This is a genomic window from Paraburkholderia sp. BR13439 (genome assembly GCF_040948805.1).
Classification (GTDB): Bacteria; Pseudomonadota; Gammaproteobacteria; order Burkholderiales; family Burkholderiaceae; genus Paraburkholderia; species Paraburkholderia youngii.
The window spans coordinates 135226-153161 of the sequence record NZ_JBFPKN010000001.1 but is presented as its reverse complement, the minus strand read 5'-3'; the positions used below and the strand labels follow the sequence as shown (position 1 = coordinate 153161).

Below are 17936 nucleotides of genomic sequence, written 5' to 3'. Positions count from 1 at the left end.
CCATGTTAACATCGCACCTCTCGCGCGCATCGAGCCGCGCACCATGTCCCGGGCCTTCGGCCGGCGCCTCCCGCCGGTCCGACCTCAGCGGCCCTCAACCGTCTTACCCATCCACAAACGATGTCCGCAGGCCTGAACCCCGCTCAAAGTGAAGCGGTCCGTTATCTCGACGGTCCCTGTCTCGTACTCGCCGGCGCCGGCAGTGGCAAGACGCGCGTGATCACGCAGAAAATCGCTCACCTGATCGAAGCGAAGGGCTTCGAGCCACGCCACATCGCCGCCGTCACGTTCACGAACAAGGCCGCGGCGGAAATGCGCGAGCGCGTCGGCAAGCTGCTCGAAGGCAAGACGCTGACCGCGCCGGGCAAGGAAGGCCGCAAGGTGCCCGTGAACCAGCTGACGGTGTGTACCTTCCACTCGCTCGGCGTGCAGATCCTGCGGCAGGAGGCGGAACACGTCGGACTGAAGCCGCAGTTCTCGATCATGGATTCCGACGACTGCTTCGGCATGATCCAGGAACAGGTCGGCTCGACGGACAAGGGCTTCATCCGCAAGATCCAGTCGATCATCTCGCTGTGGAAGAACGGCCTGATCATGCCCGAGCAGGCGATCGCGACCGCATCGACCGAGGACGAGCATCAGGCGGCGATCGTCTATCGCAACTACGTGGCGACGCTGCATGCATATCAGGCGGTCGATTTCGACGATCTGATCCGCCTGCCCGCCGAGCTGTTCGCGAGCAACGAGCAAGTGCGCGACCGCTGGCAGAACAAGCTGCGCTATCTGCTGATCGACGAATATCAGGACACCAATGCGTGCCAGTACGAACTGGTGAAGCTGCTGGCCGGCAAGCGCGCGGCGTTCACGGCGGTCGGCGACGACGACCAGGCGATCTACGGCTGGCGCGGCGCGACGCTCGAGAACCTCGGCCAGCTCGGCAAAGATTTTCCGAATCTGCACCTGATCAAGCTCGAGCAGAATTACCGCTCGACGGTGCGCATCCTGACCGCCGCGAACAACGTGATCGCGAACAACCCGAAGCTGTTCGAGAAGAAGCTGTGGTCCGAGCACGGCATGGGCGACACGATCACGGTGACGGGCTGCAACGACGAGGAGCACGAGGCGGAGTCGGTCGTGTTTCGGCTGTCCGCGCACAAGTTCGAGCGGCGCGCGAATTTCCGCGACTACGCGATCCTCTATCGCGGCAACTTCCAGGCGCGCATCTTCGAGCAGGTGCTGCGCCGTGAACGGATTCCGTACGTGCTGTCGGGCGGCCAGTCGTTCTTCGACAAGGCCGAGATCAAGGACATCTGCGCGTACCTGCGCCTGATCGCCAATGCGAACGACGACCCCGCGTTCATTCGTGCGATCACGACACCGCGTCGCGGCGTCGGCAATACGACGCTGGAGGCGCTCGGCGCGTTCGCTGGCCAGGCGAAGGTCTCGCTGTTCGAGGCGGTCTACATGGGCGGCATCGAGGCGCGTCTGTCGCCGCGTCAGATCGAGCCGATGCGCGCGTTCTGCGACTTCATGCAGCGCCTGACCGACCGCGCGGAAAGGGACGCGGCGGGCACGCTGCTCGACGAGCTGATGGAGGCGATCCACTACGAAGCGTACCTGTACGACGCGTTCGACGAGCGCCAGGCGCAGGCGAAGTGGCAGAACGTGCTCGAGTTCATCGAATGGCTGAAGCGCAAGGGCACGAAGGAGGAGCCGGCGGCCGGCAGTGAGGCGACCGGCTACGACACCGCCGACGGCTTCGGCGACACCGGCAAGAACCTGCTCGGCCTGATCCAGACGGTTGCGCTGATGTCGATGCTCGAAGGCCGTGAGGAAGATCCGGATGCGGTGCGGCTGTCGACCGTACATGCGTCGAAGGGGCTCGAGTATCCGCACGTGTTTCTGGTCGGCGTCGAGGAAGGCATCATGCCGCATCGCGGCGGCGCGGACGACGAGCCGATCGACGACGCGCGCATCGAGGAGGAGCGCCGGCTGATGTACGTCGCGATCACGCGCGCGCAGCGCAGCCTGCACCTGAACTGGTGCAAGAAGCGCAAGCGGGCGCGGGAGACGATCGTCTGCGAACCGTCGCGCTTCATCAACGAAATGCTGCTCGACGATGCGCCGCCGCCGACGCCGGAAGAAGCGCCGATGTCGCCGAAGGACCGGCTCGCGAGTTTGAAGGCGCTGTTGCAGAAGGCGTGAGCGGGGTGAGGCTTCAAGTGCCCGCCCGGTGCGGTTGCTTGTCGTTGCGCACAAAAAATCCCTGCATCGCGTTAGCGCTTGCAGGGATTTTTCGTTTAGCGGCTGATCCCGCCCGCTTTACTTCACCGCACTGACCATATAGTCGACCGCGGCCTTCACGTCCGCATCCGATGCATTCGAGCCGCCCTTCGGCGGCATCGCGCCCTTGCCGTGCAGCGCGTAGTTGTAGACCGTATCCATCGAGTCCTTCAGACGCGGCGCCCATGCTTCCTTGTCGCCGAACTTCGGCGCGTTCAGCACGCCGGCCGCGTGACAGGCCTGACATACCGACTGATACAGCGCCTTGCCGGCCTGCGACGCATCCGCGCTTTGCGCGCCGCCTGCTGCCGGGGCGGGAGTCTGCGGCACGCTGGCCATGGCGGCCATCGCCGCGGCGGCCTGGGCCGCGCCCGCGTCCGATGCGGGTGCCGTACCGGATGCCGCAGCGGCACCCGATGCCGCAGCTGCGCCCGCCGCCGGCTGCGCCGGCTCTGGGAAGCTCGCGCCCGAATTGTTCGCCATATAGACGACCGCGCGCGCGATCTCGAAGTCGCTGTAGTCGTCGGGGCTCGTGCCGCCGCGCGGCGGCATTGCGCCTTTGCCGGACAGGGCGGTGTGCCACAGCGTGTCGAAGCCTTGCGCGATGCGCGGGGCCCAGTCGGCGGTGTTGGTGAATTTCGGTGCGCCTGCCGCGCCCGACGCGTGACACGCCGAGCAGACCGCCTTGTAGACTTCCTCGCCACTCTTGTAGACGCGCGGCGCATTGGCGTCGCGGATTTCGACCCGGGCGATTGGATGGATGCGGGAGTTGACTTCGGCTTCGGCGAGGGAGTCGGTGCCGGCGCCGGTGCGCGTCGAATTGTCGACGTAGACGGCGAGCAGAACGATGATGATGATGGGCACAGCAAACCCGGCGATGACCGCGGCGATAAGCTGTGCTGGGGTTTTGATCGGGGCTCCGTGTGGTGCTTCGCTCATGCTTGTCTCGTCTCCGTGGGTATGTGAGCGGTACAGCGCGACGGCAACTTCTTGTTCTTTATCAGCCACGGACGATTATAGACGCAAGGTTTCGGCGGCGGCGAGGGGGCCTGGAGGGTGTTCAGCAGGCGTTTACCCGCATCGGCATGGACGATGGCGGGACTCGGGAAGAAGCCGGTGCGGGCGTCGGAGGCCGTCCGGTGGACGGTTCTGCCGAAACCGGGTATCCTTGCGGTCTCTCGCGTTGGCGTCGCGTCCGTTCTGGTTGCCGTGCTTTCGCGTAGATTCCCCGCAGTTTTGTGGTGAAGCGCCCGTAGCTCAATGGATAGAGTACTGCCCTCCGAAGGCAGGGGTTGCTGGTTCGATCCCAGCCGGGCGCGCCAAAAAAGGTCATTCTTGGTCAAGGGCTTACGCGCGTTGTGCGCTAAGCCCTTTTGTATTTTTGCGGCTTTGTATCGTTCGACGCTGGCTGACACTCCGCGGCTGAAATGTAATTCGACGGTGCCGCCGCCGCGATCGTACGACCATCTCCTTAAACACCCTCTTCCAGTCGCCTTTGATATCCACGACGAGCCAGCCTTTCGCAGCAGCTAATTGGGCGGACTGGTTATTGCATCCCGCGCAAGATTTCTTCGACACGATGGCCGACCTCGTTCCCGCATGAAGAATACGAAAATGAATTCGAATTTGCGGGGGGCAACGGCAGCGAGTGCGCGGGCGAGCGCTGACGAGCGATTCAGGCACAGAGCCGGCAGTCTGGAAAGGGCACCCGAAAGAGCCCTTCCACCGGCGGAAAAACGATCAGCGGCCGGGCGCGCGCTCGCAGATCGCATACACGCTGGAGCACAGGTCGGGATAGACACGCCCCAGTTCAAAACATCCGTCCAGATACGCTTTGGTGATGATGCCGGCCTGCAATGCGGCATCGATCTGGAAGTTGGCCAGCCCCTTGAAAAAGACGCCGCCTTCCGTGACCGGCCGGAGCTTTGCTGCGCGGAGATCGGCTCGCAGTGTATCGATCGAATAGGTCACCCGGTGCCCGTGCGCGGCCTCCGCCGGCGTCACGGCCGCGTGATGGTCGATCAACCCCATGCTGACCGCGATCTGGCGCGATCCGGCGCGCGCATTCGGCGCGGCCACGAACAGGCGGCCACCTTCGGATAGCCAACTGCCGATACGGCCCAGCACGTCGACCGGATGATCGAGGTGTTCGAGCGTGTGAATCAGGAAGATATTGTCGTAGCGTCGCGCCGGTTCGAAAGTCTCGAACGTCGAGTGATGGAATTTGACGGCGCCTTTGGTCTTATCCGACGCAACGGCAATGCAGTCTGCCGATGCCTCGACAACTTCGAGCAAATCGAACCGCTGCATCAGAAGCCGCGTGAAGTTGCCTTCGAAGCATCCCAGCTCGAGAGCGTTGCCATTCACAACGAACGGTGCGACCGTCTGAAGCATGTATTCATGCATCAGGTAATCGAAGCCGTAAGCGTAGCGATGCTCGGGATGATCCTTCGCCTCCGCGTTGTAGTCTCTGCTCATGTTATCAATCCTGTCCGCGTTGATAGAACCGCTGCTCCACCGGCACGTAGAACTCATCCAGCGACTCCGGTACCCGGGCATTGAAGCCGAGCACCTGGCGCATCCATGCATTACAGCGGTCGAGATTGCGGTAGCCGAACAGCCGCGCGTAATCGAGCTGCGGCTTGAAGAAAGGGCTGGTGAACGTTAGCGTCAGCGCGCGGCGTGGCGCGTTGGTGGTATTGCGGCCGGTGGCGTGCCACATGCGTGAATCGAACAGCAGGACCGACCCGCGTTCTCCGGTCGCACGCGAAGCGTGCGCGTAGAAGTCCTCGTCGGCGGGCTGCTGCTGCACGTTTTGCGAGCGCGAGAGAATGTGAGTCGCGCCATTTTCCAGCGTGAAATCGTCGAGCATGAGCAGGGCGTTGACCATGAAGCGCCGCGTGTCGGAGCCGAAGCGGATATCGCGGTGCACGTTCTGCACGTACGAGCGCGAGTCGCGCTCGTTAATCACCCCGCCGTATGAATTCAGAATGAAGTTGCCTCCAAAGTATCTTTTGAAAACCGGCTCCAGCGCGGAGAACTCCGCCAGCAACTCGACGTAGCACGGGTCATCCATTAGCAGGTGGTGCAAGGTGCCGGCGCTATTGTCCAGCACGCCGTTGCGTCGCCGGATGTCATCGCGCAAGGCGAGTGAAGGAGCGAGTGCCTTGACCAGCGAATCGATCAGTTCACCGCGAATCACGCGGGGAATCACCGTCCAGCCTGCGGTTGCGAGCGCGGTGTGGTGGCGAGCGTCAATTGTGTTCATAAGCTATGCGGATCAACCCCAAAGGTGAAGGACTCAACGCCGATCGGCCGCGAGCAGGGCCATCGGAACGACGTCGAGATAGCGGCCGTCCTTGAAGACGGCCTGGCGCAACAGACCTTCAGCGCGAAAACCTACTTTTTCGTAGAGGGCAATGGCGCGGTCGTTGGACGCGAGCACGGTCAACGAGATGCGATTGAGATTGAGATCGCCGAATGCGTGTTCGAGCGTCAGACGCGTTGCGGCCTCGCCGATCCCATGGCCGCGCGCCGACTCGACGCCGATCTGGATCGAGAACTCCGCACAGCGATTCACCCAGTCGATGCCTAGCAGGTACGTCACGCCGAGCAACTCCCGCGTCGCTGCAAGGCATACGGCGAGACGAACATTGCCGGCACGCGAACTCAGGTAGCTGTCGAACCATTTGCCGTCGATCTCGGGGCCGACATACCGGAAGGTGCCGCCCAGCAGGCCGACGAGCGCCTTGTCGGCGCGCCACGCATTGATGGTCGGCAGGTCGCCGCGCTCGATCTCACGCAGGAATATGGTGTTGTCGCTCATGCCAGCCGGTCCAGTAAGTGTTGTGCGATCGGTGCCAGGTCATCGGGCGTCAACCGCTGATCGCACGGCAGGCACAGCGTCGAGCCGGGAAGATTGCGCTCGAACTCAGGCACGCCTTCAGCGGCAGTCACGTCCGGCCAATAAGTGGGTGTATAGATGCGTTGTGCCCGAAGCGCTTCGCGCAGTCCGGCAGGTGCATCGAAAAATGGATAGCAGAGCGGTACCGACTGTCCGTCATGACGAAACGTGAAGCGGTTGTAGCGTTGCAGCTTCTCGTGCAGAAAAGCGAAATTCTCGACTCGCTGCGAGCGCACGCTGTCGTAGTCGATACTCGCGAGCAACCGTTCGGTGAGTGCGGACATCCGCAGCGGCTCCTGCTCCTTCAAGCTTTCTTCGGCGACAGCATAGTTGGCGTAACCCGCTTCTGCATCTCTTCCAAGGCGGGTCAACAGATGACTACAGCGCAGCAGCGAGGCTTCGTCGATGGCCTCCGGCAGGTCGATTGCCTTCTGAGTGACGAGCAAACCGCCGTCTGGCACGCCGAGAAATTTTCGCGGGGAGTACAGCGTGGCCAGGCAATGGGCAGGCTGCGCGAACAACGCCTGAGCGTTGTCGATCACGACGCGTTCGCGCGGAAAACGGCCAAGCACGTCGTCGACCTGGTGAGCGCACAAGCCAAAATAGTTGACGTAGACGAGCCATTCGCCGTGTGCTACGTCGGCGGACTGCACACGCAAATCGGCATCGAGCCGGTAGCGTTTGATGGGCGTGCAGGTCATGCGCAGAGGTTCGACCATCGCGTCGCATATGTACCAGGGCATCCAGACGGCGGTCGGGCGCACAGAGCGCAGCAGCGCGAGAAACGCAGCGCGCGACGACTGGAAACGCAGTGCGCCGTCGTGAAACGTCGCTTTGGTGCGCGGCAGCTCGAGCTCGAAATATCCGCCGATCGCACACGGCTCGCGCGGGATCATGAGCATACCTCGACGCACAAGATATCTTGCACGCGGTTCTTGCTGTTGAACATCAGGACGTCGAGAATCGATAAGGCAGGCTGAAAAGCCTGGCCAAACTGCGCGTAGGGGCTGACGTTCGGTTCAATGAAAGCGAGTTCCAAGCCGCGTGCGGAAAATACCTTGCTGTCGTAAAGCGCCCGGCCGCCGGGCAGATTTACGTAGATGCTCGCCTGCTCCTTTTCGCAGATGTCGACGACGCGATCGACGCCCTTGAGTTGCGCATTGCCGTATTTCGTCGAAGACGGGACGAATTCGGTGTCAATCTCCAGGTAGCGGCAGATTTCCACGACGGTTTGTGCCGCGAGCGACGAAATCGGCGTCAGCGCTTCGCTCATAATCCGCTCGATCAACGCACTGACTTGCGGGTAATGAGGCGCTTTGGCATATGCGTGCCGAACCGATTCGAGCAGCTTGCGCAGCCACCGCTCGCCCGGCTCCACGTGCACTTCGTTGATCTTCAGCGAAGAACTCGCGCCACTGAGCGGTACGGTCAGATAACGCACCTGGTCGCCCAGCAGTATCCGGTTGCGGTTGATCCAACCGTTCTTGATGTAGTTCACGTCGTCGTAAAAGACGAACTTGTCGACTGCAGCCGCCAACTGGAAATATCCGATGTACGGAAACAGGTACGGCTGCATGATCGCGAGCTTCATGACGTTCAGGCGTCCACAATGATCCCGATGATGCGATCCAGCATGCTATCCGTCAGCGCCGGGAAAATCGGCAGGCACAGTACCTGCTGCGCGGCGGCATGCGCGACCGGAAGGTTGTCCTGGCGCGCCGAAGGCAGGCCGCGATAGATCGGAAAATCTGAGATCAGCGGATAGAAGTAGCGGCGCGCGTAGATGTTCGCGTCGCGGAACTTCTGATACAGCGCGTCGCGGCTGATCGGATAGTCCGGTCCGACAAGAATCGGAAAGTACGAGTGATTCGCGACTTTCTCACCCGCCTTCGGCAAACAACGGATACCCCGCACGTCGCGCAGACGCTCACGATAGAGCGCGTCAATCTGCGCACGGCGTGCCAACGCTTCGTCGATGTGCTCCAGTTGCAGCAGGCCGAACGCGGCATTGATCTCGCTCATCTTGCCGTTGATGCCGGAGGCAACTACGGTCACCTCATCAACGAAGCCGAAGTTCTTCAGATGGTCGATGCGTTGTTTCGTCTTGGCGTCCTGGCAGATGATCGCGCCGCCCTCAAACGTGTTGAAGACCTTGGTTGCGTGGAAGCTCAGCACGGCGAGGTCGCCGTGCTCGAGCACGCTGCCGGTTTCGGTCTGCACGCCGAACGCATGGGCTGCGTCGTAAATCACCTTGAGGTTGTAGTTGTCGGCGATCTTCTGGATCGCTTCGACGTCGCACGGCTTGCCGTAGCAATGCACCGGCATGATCGCGGTGGTTTGCGGCGTGATGGCTGCCTCGATCCTGGCCGGGTCGAGATTCAACGTCAGCGGGTCGACGTCGGCGAATACCGGCTTGATGCCGTTCCAGACCAGCGAATGGGCGGTGGCGACGAACGAATAGGGCGTGGTGATCACTTCGCCGCTCACGCGCAGCGCTTGTAGGGCGGTGAGCAGCGCAAGCGTGCCGTTGGTGAATAGCGCGAGATGCTTCACGCCGAGGTATTTGCACAACGCCGCTTCGAACTGCTGGTGAAACGGACCGCCGTTCGTCAGGATCTTGCTGTCCCAGATCTGTTGAAGATAGGGAATGAATTCTTCGAGCGGCGCGAGGTGCGGCTGGGTAACGTATATGCGCTCGTCGATCTGCGGTTCGATGGCCCCAAGTGGTAAGGCTGCGTTCACTTGTTTTCCCCTGTCTCGGACTGCGCGGTGGAGTTGTCTGTGGCGGCGGCATCTTCTGCGGATACTTCGAAGGCGACGGGCGGCAGGCCTTCGCACCAGCGCTGCCACATGATTCGCAGGGCCCGCGACAAACCTGCGGCAACCACCTCGGGGCGGAATGCCGCCGACGCCATGCAGCGTTCGCGCAAGCCGGTGCGCAATGCGGCGAGCGCAGGGATATCGGAGGACAGCGCAAGGCCTTTGGCGACGAAATCCGCCTTGTCCGCGGCGAGAAACTGTTCAAGCCCGACGTGTGACATCCAGGTCGCGCCTGCGCGGCTGGGCAGCGTGTCGCCTGCAATCGTCAACGTCGGCACGCCCATCCAAAGCGAGTTCAGCACGGTCGTCGAGCCGGTGTACGGAAACGTATCGAGACAGATATCGACGTGAAAATGCTGCTGCAGATAGACCGCCAAGCTTGAGCGGCGGCGGAACATGAGGCGCTCGCGCGTGATACCTGCCTTCGCGAACCAGTCGGTGAGAAGCTGTTCGTCCTCATCGGTTGCGATCGCGCCCAGCAACATCTGCGACGACGGTTGCGCATGTAGCAGTTGCGCCCATAGCTCGATTACGTCAGGACGCAATTTGTTCAGGCGGTTGAAGCTGCCGAACGTCACATAGCCATTGTGCATGGCCGGCAGAATATTGACCGGCGGCGCGCTTTGTTCCGGCAGGAACGGCGCGTTTGCGGGCAGGTGAACGATCTTTTCCGAAAAGATGCGTTCCGCCGGGCCGAACGGCACACCGAATTTGTCGACGAGGTAATAGTCCATCGCGCTGAGTCCGGTCGTGGCGGGATACCCCAGCCAGCTGACCTGAATCGGTGCAGGCTTGCGCACGAACGTGAGAAGGCGATTGCGGCCGGTGTGGCCGGACAGGTCGAACAGAATGTCGATCCGATCGTCGCGAATCCGGTTCGCCAGTTGCGCGTCCGGCATGCCCGTGATCTGGTGCCACTCGTGCGCGCATTGTCGCAGCAAATGCGTGTAGTCGTCTTCCAGGATATGGTTGTTGTACACATGAAGCGACACGCTCGGGTCGGTCGCGAGGTGCTGCATGATAGGCAATAGATAGGACGAGACCGCGTGGCGGAAAAGGTCGCCGGAGACGAGGCCGATTTTCAGCTTGCGATGTGGCGCGCGCTTATTCACGTGGCGTGGCCACTGCGAGCGCACCGGGGCTTCGTGCTGGTCGGCGAATTTGATGTGTTCGGCGAACAGCTTGTCGGGCTTGACTTCGGGATTGTGCGCGAGCGAAAAGAGAAAGTTGTCGGCCGCGATCGCATCTTTCGGGTCTTTCTCAAGCGCAACGCGGAAGCTCTGCTCGGCGTCGCTCACCATGCCCAGATCGAGCTGCAGCACGCCCAGAGTGTTGTGCATGCCGGGGGTGTCCGGCGCCAGTTCAATCGCGCGCCGTGCAGCGGCGAGGCCCTCGGCGACGCGTCCCTGGTGAACCAGTGCCATACCGTAGATCCGCTGTGCTTCTGCGTAACCCGGATTGATCGCAATGATCGCGCGGCAGGCTTCTTCGGCTTCCTTGAGCAAGCCTTTCAGTCGAAGCGTATCCGCAAGGACGGTGCGGCTTTCCAGTTCCTCCGGAAGAAGTTCTGCGGCTTTGCGCAACGGAACGAGTGCGTCGTCGTACCGTCCAAGGCGATGCAGCGCAATGCCGTACCAGCGCCATGTCATGCCGTCGGCGGGGAAGCGCTGAGTGAGTGAGCGCGCGAGCTTGACGGCCTCGGCAATCTGGCCTCTGTTGTACAGCGATGTGAATCGTGTGGTTTCCTGCTGGCTGACGCGCCGCGCCGCGGCGATCTTCGACTTGCCGGTGTCCGGGTTCGCCGTCGCTGCGTCGGCAGCGGGTTCGGCGCTCGCCTGGTTCTCTGCCTGCGGATTCTGAACTGCCACGGGCTGCGTCGGAACGACCTTGCCCGGATTCGCCAGCCGCACGATCAGACCATCCACCGCCGGGCCCTTTAGCCCCTGCTTCTGGCCCATTTCCAGCGCCAGCCACGCGGCGGCGGTTTCGCCCGCGTCGATCAATGCACTGATATAAGCCGCCCAATATTGACCGTTTTGCGGCTGCTGACCGAGCGCTAACTCGAATTGGGGCAGTGCGTCGGCAGGGCGGTCCGTTTGAACGAGCAGCACGCCGAGGTCGTACAGCGCATCGGAGTGCTGTGGCCTCGCGTCGAGGATCGCCCGGTAGAGTGCTTCGGCGTCGTCGAATTCGCCCTTGTGGTGGTGCTCCAGCGCCGTTTGCAAGACGAGCGCGATGTCGTGCTCGAGCTGTTGTTTGGGCGTCAAGGGTTCAGCCGTCGGCTGCTCGTACAGGAGAGTCATAGTCTCAGCGCAGAATGGTCTATGACGGAAATTGTGCGGCGGAGAGTGGCTTTCCGATGCTCGGAGATGACGGTAAAAAGGCCGCCTGTTTAGTGTATGGAGCGGGCTGCCGCTAACCGGCGGGCAAGAAAAAAGCCCGCGCGAGGCGGGCCAACGGAACGAGCGTGCCTGACTTCGGCACGTGGTTCTTATTATCTGGTGGGCCGGTGCGACCGGTTGGCTTCGGAACGGAAGCCGCACCGGGCCGCCGCGCTGCGGATGATTTACAGGCGGGCCATCCGCTGGTATTCGCTGGCGGCCTTGGCGCGCCCGATCGCGGCTTGGAACTCGCTATGCAGTTCTGCCTGGGTGATGGCCGCGTCGGCGAGCAGCGCGGCGTCGATCGCCTGAATCTGGCGGATCAGGTCCAGAGCGGCCGGTTTCTGATCGGCGCTGAGCGACATCAGGAGCGGCGAGCGCGCTTCGGTCAGGCGAGCCGCTTCCGGCCAGTCGGCGAGCGAGGCCGCCTGCTCGATGTCGCGCGTGATGGACAGCACGCGTTCGACCAATTCCATCTGGTTCCTACGGTTCGCGTCCAAGGCTTAGCCCTTGTTCGTAGCCAGCGCGCCTGCGCTGTTGGTGCCGCCGAACAGCTGGGTCAGGTATTGCGAATTGTTGTTCATGGTCGCCATCAGCGTGTTCAGCGCGGTGAATTGAGCCTGGTACTGGCTCGTCAATTGCGCCGTGTAGTCGGCGAGCGCGCTTTGCTGCGTGGTGATGCTCTTCAGGTCGGCATTCAGCGCGGTGTTGCGCGTATCGATGATGCCGCCGGTCTGCGTGAACGTGGTGATGCTGGTGTTCAGCTGCTCGGCAATCCCGTTGGTCGAATTGAAGAGCGACGCAACAGTGGCCGGGCTGCTCGTCAGCGCAGTGTTCAGCTTGCTGTTGTCGACCACCATCGTGCCGTCAGCCGGATCGTCCTTGAGCGTGATGCCGATTGCCGCCAGCGTGGCGCCGGTGCTCCCCGAGCCGACCGAGCCGCCGACTATCGTGGCGAGCGTGTTCCTGATTGTCTGCAACGTGGAGTCGCCCAGCAACGGACCTTGGGAAGATGCGCCGGAGCTGTACGACGTGAGCGAAGACATCGTCGTAACAACGGTGTTGTAGAGGCTCACGAAATTGTTGATCGCGGTGTTCTGCGAGCTGGTGTCCTGCGCAATGGTGAGCGTCTGCGTTGTGCCCGCGGAGGCCGCCGTGAGGTTCATCGTGACGCCGGAAATCGCGCTCGTTACCGCATTGGTCGAACTGCTGGCCGCGATCCCGCCAACCGAGAATTCTGCGTCTTGTGCGTAGCCGCTTTGCGTCCAGGCGCTGCTCGAATTTGCCGAAGTGATGGTCGACTGTCCGCCGGTGGTGCTCGCGGTCGATGTCACGCCGAGGCTCGACAGGCCGGTGTCGCTGGTGACGTTGCTGGTCGATACGTTGATGACGTTGGCCGCACCCGTGTTGGCCGCGCGCAGCACGAGGTGAGCGCCGTCCGTGCCGGTCACGATGGTGGCCGTGACACCCGGGTTGCCGCTGCCGGAATTGATCGCGGCTGCGATTCCGGAGAGCGTGTTATTGGTGCTGTCGACGTTGATGCTCATCGACTTGCCGCCGAGGGAGACCGTCAGCGTGCCCGTGCCGAGTTGCGTCGTGGCACCGAATGCCGCCGACGACAAGGCCTGCGAACTGGCGATCTGCGAGACCGCGATCGAATAGCTGCCGGCCACCGCACCTGCACCCGCCGTTGCCGTCAGTCCGGTGCCGCTCGCGGTTGCCGCGAAAGTCGACAGCGTCGTGCCGTTGGCCAGGTTCGCAATGCCGGACTGCAGCGCGCTCAGCGCCGAACTGAGCGCGCCGTACGCGGACAGCGTGGTGTTGTCTTTGGTCTGTTGCGCCGACAGAGCCGCGGTTTGTCCCGCGGTCTTCGCGTTCACGAGTGCCGTGACGAGCGTCGATACGTCCATCGACGAATTGCCCGTTGAGCCGCTGATGATCGATTGAGCAGCCGACTGCAGCGCGCTATTGGCGCTTGCTGTAGAAGACGTAGTTGGGATCGAGGACATGCGGAGGCTCCGGGCGTCGGGGAATCTTTCTGTATTGGGTGGTGTGCGATGCTACATCACTTTGTGATGGAAATGCACAGCGGGAGGCATGCCTCCCGTTGCTTGAGACCCGGTGATGCGCCGGGCTTTTTGCACGGCGCATCACCTTACTGCGTCAGCTCTTACTGCAGGAGCTTCAGGACTTGCTGCGGGTTCGAGTTTGCTTGAGCCAACACCGAGATACCTGCTTGTTGCAGCACTTGCGCCTTGCTCAGGTTCGCCGTTTCTTGTGCGAAGTTAGCGTCCGTGATTTGCGACTGTGCCGACGACAGGTCGGTCGATTCAGCTTGCTGCGATGTTGCGATCGCGGTGAAACGGTTTTGTGCCGCGCCGAGTGCAGCTTGCAGCGTGTTGACCGTTTGCAGCGCGTTGTCGATCGAGACCATAGCCTGGTTTGCACCAGTGACCGTGCTGATGTCGAGGCCCGAAACCGTCGGCGGGCTGTTGATCGCGTTGATCTGAGCGATCGAAGCGGCTGCAACGCCCGAAGCCGTCGCACCCATCGCCGTCGCCAACGTCCCGTTCAGCGTCAGGTTGGTGACTGCCGTGCCCGAACCTGCACCCGTGCCAGCCGAGAAGATGTTGGCAACTGCGCCCGACGAAATCGCCTGGTTGTTCTGGTCGGTGAAGGTGTAGCCGCCCTTGCCGTCCGACAACACGTTGACCGACGTGATCGCTGCGCCGGTGCTGGTGTAGGTGCCGGTCGAGTCCGTGGAGACCGTGACCGTACCGACCGTTTGACCCGTTTGCACCAGGCCGCCGCCGATCTTCGCTGCCGACATCGACTGGCTCAGGTTCAGGCTGATGGTCTGGCCAACGTTTGCACCGACCTGGAAGGTCACGCTGCCAGCCGAGCCGTCCAGAATGTTCGTGCCGTTGTACGTCGTTTGCGAAGCGATACGGTTCACTTCGGCGATCTGCGCCGAAACTTCCTTCTGCAGAGCAGCCTGGTCGCTCGACGACAGCGAACCGGTCGATGCTTGCACGGCCAACTGGCGGATACGTTGCAGGCTCGACGTCAGCGAAGACAGTGCGCTCGATGCCGTTTGAATCATCGACACGCCGTCGTTCGCATTCGACACGCCCTGGTTCAGGCCGTTGATCTGCGTTTGCATGCGGGTCGAGATTGCCAGACCTGCTGCATCGTCAGCCGCGCTGTTGATGCGCTTGCCCGAGGACAGGCGCGTGATGGCTTGCGAGAGGGCGCTTTGCGAGCCATTGAGGTTTTGCTGTGCAACCAGCGAGTTGATGTTGCTATTGATTCCGAGCATGGAAAATCTCCTAAATAAGCCTTGAGCCCGTTACGCCACGTTGGCATCGGCGGAAAGCACTCGTTCATTGCTGGCCGCCTCAGTGAAGGTTGACGGCCCCACTAAAAAAAACTTGAGGGACTTTATGCAATGGGGACCCAATTCTTTTGCAGGCCGGGCGGTGCAGCGGCGTGCCGGGAGCCGCCCGCAGCCTCGCTCGGCGGATGCGCTCCCAGTTAATGAAAAGGCGGCGTATTCTGTTTTCTTGTTGTCACAATCGCCGGAGTAATCATGCAAAAACGCCGGATTGGATGTTCTGAATTGGAGGTCGCGCCGCTTATGTTCGGCGGCAATGTGTTCGGCTGGACCGCCGACGAAGCCACATCGTTTTCTATTCTCGATGCATTTGTTGATGCGGGTCTCAATTTCATCGACACCGCCGATGTCTACTCGGCCTGGGTGCCCGGCAACCAGGGCGGCGAGTCGGAGACGATCCTCGGCAAGTGGTTCCGGCTGAGCGGCAAACGCGAGCGGATCGTGCTCGCGACCAAGGTGTCGAAGCATCCGCAGCGCAAGGGGCTGTCGGCGGCAAATATCCAGGCGGCGGTCGAAGAATCGCTCCGCCGCCTGCAAACCGATTACATCGACGTCTATTTCTCCCACGACGACGACTTCGCGACGCCCCTCGCTGAAACCCTCGGTGCGTATCAGAAGTTGATCGAGGCGGGCAAGGTGCGCGTGATCGGTGCGTCTAACTATAGTGGCGCGCGCGTCGAGGAAGCGCTTGCGGTGTCGCGCGAGAACGGGCTGCCCGAGTATCAGTTGCTGCAACCCGAGTACAACTTGTACGACCGCGAGCAATACGAGAGCGACAACGAACCGGTGGCGCTGGCGAATCATCTCGGCGTGGTGGTTTACTACAGCCTCGCGAGCGGGTTCCTGTCGGGCAAATACCGCAGCGAGGCCGATCTGGCCGGCAAGGTGCGTGGAAGCCGGGTCGAAAAATACCTGAACGAACGCGGCTTTCGGATTCTCGGCGCGCTCGACCGGGTCGCGCAACGGCACGGCGGCACGCCGGCCGCGATCGCGCTAGCATGGCTGATCGCGCGGCCAAGCGTTACGGCCCCCATTGCGAGCGCGACCTCGGTCGAGCAGTTGAATAGTCTGGTCGCAGCCGTCCACCTGTCCCTCACCGCCGGCGATATCCGTGAACTGGACGAAGCAAGCGCCTGATAGGGCGACCGCTTCGATGGCCGATCCAGCCGCCATCCGCGCCAGGGAAAAGCCTGGCGCAATCGGTTAACCCCTGGTAGGATGGAAAGTTTCCTGATATCATCGAGAGTGAATTGAGATCTTTGCCTGTTTCGTCAGTGTTCTTCATTGATGAAAGGTTGGCGAAACGGCAACAGACGCGGCTTTTGCATTACGTCTGTCCGCGTTCCGCGGTGAACTCCCCACCTCTCTTTTCCGGCCTCCGTGGCCGCTTTGCCTCTCGCTTCATTCGTGGTTTGGCCGGGGTTGTTTATGAGCCTCGCGTTTGCCTGTTACTGGCCATGAATCGAAGCGACCGGAGTGCCGGTGCGTAAGTGGTGACCTGAGCGGTTACTGCCAAGCAATTAAACCCGTATCTAGTGATTGAGTTAGGAATTACATGACGACGATTCTTCTGAAGGAAAACGAGCCGTTCGAAGTGGCAATTCGCCGCTTTCGTCGCGCAATCGAAAAGAACGGCCTGATCGCTGAACTGCGTGAGCGCCAGTCGTACGAAAAGCCGACCACGGCTCGCAAGCGCAAGAAGGCAGCAGCTGTTAAGCGTCTGCACAAGCGTCTGCGCAGCCAGATGCTGCCGAAAAAGCTGCACTAAGCACGCTTTTTACGTACGCCGAACGGCGGTGTGAGCTTCGAAAGGAGCCACACCGCCGTTTTGCTTTTGCGGCGCCGGATTTGCGCGCCGCCGTGCGGCCGTTACGCCGCGTTCCTCAGCCGCTCGGCCGATAGTCCGAATTCGCGCGCGATCGAGCCCAGTCGGTCGTGCCACTCCCATGTGCCGAACACGTCGTGCACGTTCTGCAGGCAACTGAGCAGAGCGATGGTCACCGGGTCATACACGTTGATGCGGGCGCGCAGCAGCGCTTTTTTCAGCGCGGCCACGCCGACGTCCATGTAAGCGGGCACTTCCGTCGGTGGTTTGCCGATGAAGCGCACGGGCACGCCTTCCATCGCGGTCACATAGTCGCGTGGGTTGATCAGGTTGCCGACCGGGCAGCCGCCACAATAGCCGCGGTAGGCGCCGCCGCCCCTCGGCAGCAATGCAGCGCGTTTCTGTTCGAACAGATGCGTGACGGACTGATCGTAAATGTCCTGATGGGTCAGGAAGCGAAGAGTTTTCATGGTTGGTCTCCCGCGTCCGAGGCGGTAGTTATTTGTTGTTGAACGCGCATCGGTGAGCGCATGGCGACGAGTATCCACCGTTCGCCGTTCGGCGAAGGACCGACTACGAGCATGAAAGGGCGCCAATTCGCGAGTTTGCGCGTCAGACGGACGCCCCGCCCTCACCCCGCCTTACGACGACGCCCCTTATTGCCCAGCGACGCGCATCGCTCTCGGCACATGCAGGTCGTCTCATGATCGTTGACCATGCCAACCGCCTGCATGAATGCATAGCAGATCGTCGACCCGACAAACTTGCAGCCGTAGCGCTTGAGCGCCTTGCTTAGCGCGTCCGAAACTTCTGTCGACGCGGGCGCATGCTTATACGAAGCCCATTCGTTCTGAATCGGCGTGTCGTCGACGAATGACCACACGAAGTTCGCGAGCGAGCCATGTTCGGCCTGAATCTGCTGCACTGCGCGCGCGTTCTGGATCGCCGCCTCGATTTTGCCGCGATGCCGCACGATGCTCTCATCGGCGACGAGCGCATCCACCTGCTTCGGCGTAAAGGCCGCGACCTTGTCGATGTCGAAGTCGGTGAAAGCACGGCGGTAGCCGGCGCGCTTGTTGAGTATCGTCGACCATGACAAACCGGCCTGCGCGCCTTCGAGCACTAGCATCTCGAACAGGTGCCGGTCGTCGCGCGAGGGTACACCCCACTCCGTGTCGTGGTACTGTGCGAGCGCTTCGCTCGATACCCAGTTGCATCGTTGTGTCACTGTCGCGCTCCCGCGTGGTCGTATCGATCGCCAGCATAGCGGAAGCGGTGTACGCCGCAAGCTGGCCAATCGGCTAATTGCGCGATTCAAACTGACCTGCC

The 17936-nt window shown here is 61.9% G+C and carries 16 protein-coding genes and 1 tRNA gene; 4 read left to right on the top strand and 13 right to left on the bottom strand.

From position 1 onward, the window contains the following. Window positions 1-120: 120 nt before the first annotated feature. Window positions 121-2205, top strand: a complete 2085-nt coding sequence (locus AB3X96_RS00755) for a UvrD-helicase domain-containing protein (protein WP_368588241.1) — start codon at window positions 121-123, stop codon at window positions 2203-2205. Between the two features lie 117 nt (window positions 2206-2322). On the opposite strand, the gene AB3X96_RS00750 is transcribed toward AB3X96_RS00755, so the two are convergent. Then, the gene (locus tag AB3X96_RS00750) at window positions 2323-3222 is read right to left on the bottom strand and encodes a cytochrome c5 family protein (RefSeq protein ID WP_368588240.1); all 900 of its coding nucleotides are present in this window, start codon (window positions 3220-3222) and stop codon (window positions 2323-2325) included. Between the two features lie 307 nt (window positions 3223-3529). Between AB3X96_RS00750 and AB3X96_RS00745 the strand changes: the two genes are divergently transcribed. Continuing rightward, window positions 3530-3605, top strand: a tRNA-Arg gene (locus tag AB3X96_RS00745). Between the two features lie 418 nt (window positions 3606-4023). Here the strand turns inward: AB3X96_RS00745 and AB3X96_RS00740 are convergent. The 10 genes from AB3X96_RS00740 to AB3X96_RS00695 all read right to left on the bottom strand — a co-directional run bounded on the left by AB3X96_RS00740 (window position 4024) and on the right by AB3X96_RS00695 (window position 14707). After that, the gene (locus AB3X96_RS00740) at window positions 4024-4761 is read right to left on the bottom strand and encodes a trans-aconitate 2-methyltransferase (protein ID WP_368588239.1); all 738 of its coding nucleotides are present in this window, start codon (window positions 4759-4761) and stop codon (window positions 4024-4026) included. A gap of 4 nt (window positions 4762-4765) precedes the next feature. Continuing rightward, complete coding sequence (locus AB3X96_RS00735) at window positions 4766-5428, bottom strand: phytanoyl-CoA dioxygenase family protein (RefSeq protein WP_368588238.1); 663 nt, start codon at window positions 5426-5428, stop codon at window positions 4766-4768. Window positions 5429-5584: 156 nt separating this feature from the next. Next, on the bottom strand, window positions 5585-6109 hold the full coding sequence (locus AB3X96_RS00730) for a GNAT family N-acetyltransferase (protein WP_368588237.1): 525 nt from the start codon (window positions 6107-6109) through the stop codon (window positions 5585-5587). Continuing rightward, window positions 6106-7083, bottom strand: coding sequence for a hypothetical protein (locus AB3X96_RS00725; RefSeq protein WP_368588236.1), 978 nt, complete (start codon window positions 7081-7083; stop codon window positions 6106-6108). The genes AB3X96_RS00730 and AB3X96_RS00725 overlap by 4 nt, the downstream gene beginning before the upstream one ends. Next, window positions 7080-7778 carry a WbqC family protein gene (locus AB3X96_RS00720; RefSeq protein WP_368588235.1) on the bottom strand — a complete coding sequence of 233 codons (699 nt, stop codon included), beginning with the start codon at window positions 7776-7778 and terminating at the stop codon, window positions 7080-7082. Before AB3X96_RS00720 ends, AB3X96_RS00725 begins: the two co-directional genes overlap by 4 nt. A gap of 5 nt (window positions 7779-7783) precedes the next feature. Beyond that, window positions 7784-8929, bottom strand: coding sequence for a dTDP-4-amino-4,6-dideoxy-D-glucose aminotransferase VioA (gene vioA / locus AB3X96_RS00715; protein ID WP_368588234.1), 1146 nt, complete (start codon window positions 8927-8929; stop codon window positions 7784-7786). After that, the gene (locus AB3X96_RS00710; RefSeq protein WP_368588233.1) at window positions 8926-11310 is read right to left on the bottom strand and encodes a tetratricopeptide repeat protein; all 2385 of its coding nucleotides are present in this window, start codon (window positions 11308-11310) and stop codon (window positions 8926-8928) included. Before AB3X96_RS00710 ends, vioA begins: the two co-directional genes overlap by 4 nt. A gap of 263 nt (window positions 11311-11573) precedes the next feature. Further along, the gene (gene fliT / locus AB3X96_RS00705) at window positions 11574-11864 is read right to left on the bottom strand and encodes a flagellar protein FliT (protein WP_368588232.1); all 291 of its coding nucleotides are present in this window, start codon (window positions 11862-11864) and stop codon (window positions 11574-11576) included. A 27-nt stretch (window positions 11865-11891) separates the two neighbouring features. Next, the gene (fliD, locus tag AB3X96_RS00700; RefSeq protein ID WP_368588231.1) at window positions 11892-13397 is read right to left on the bottom strand and encodes a flagellar filament capping protein FliD; all 1506 of its coding nucleotides are present in this window, start codon (window positions 13395-13397) and stop codon (window positions 11892-11894) included. Between the two features lie 161 nt (window positions 13398-13558). Then, window positions 13559-14707, bottom strand: coding sequence for a flagellin (locus AB3X96_RS00695; protein WP_368588230.1), 1149 nt, complete (start codon window positions 14705-14707; stop codon window positions 13559-13561). Window positions 14708-14977: 270 nt separating this feature from the next. Here AB3X96_RS00695 and AB3X96_RS00690 point away from each other — a divergent pair, with 270 nt between their 5' ends. Together AB3X96_RS00690 and rpsU are read left to right on the top strand one after the other, a co-directional pair. Beyond that, on the top strand, window positions 14978-15919 hold the full coding sequence (locus tag AB3X96_RS00690) for an aldo/keto reductase (RefSeq protein ID WP_368588229.1): 942 nt from the start codon (window positions 14978-14980) through the stop codon (window positions 15917-15919). Between the two features lie 418 nt (window positions 15920-16337). Beyond that, window positions 16338-16550, top strand: a complete 213-nt coding sequence (rpsU, locus tag AB3X96_RS00685) for a 30S ribosomal protein S21 (protein WP_006050883.1) — start codon at window positions 16338-16340, stop codon at window positions 16548-16550. Between the two features lie 101 nt (window positions 16551-16651). Here rpsU and AB3X96_RS00680 read toward each other — a convergent pair whose 3' ends face one another. Together AB3X96_RS00680 and AB3X96_RS00675 are read right to left on the bottom strand one after the other, a co-directional pair. Further along, the gene (locus AB3X96_RS00680; protein WP_368588228.1) at window positions 16652-17077 is read right to left on the bottom strand and encodes a hypothetical protein; all 426 of its coding nucleotides are present in this window, start codon (window positions 17075-17077) and stop codon (window positions 16652-16654) included. Between the two features lie 161 nt (window positions 17078-17238). Next, window positions 17239-17835: a DNA-3-methyladenine glycosylase I gene (locus tag AB3X96_RS00675; RefSeq protein WP_368588227.1), complete on the bottom strand. Its 597-nt coding sequence runs from the start codon at window positions 17833-17835 to the stop codon at window positions 17239-17241. Between the last annotated feature and the right edge of the window lie 101 nt (window positions 17836-17936).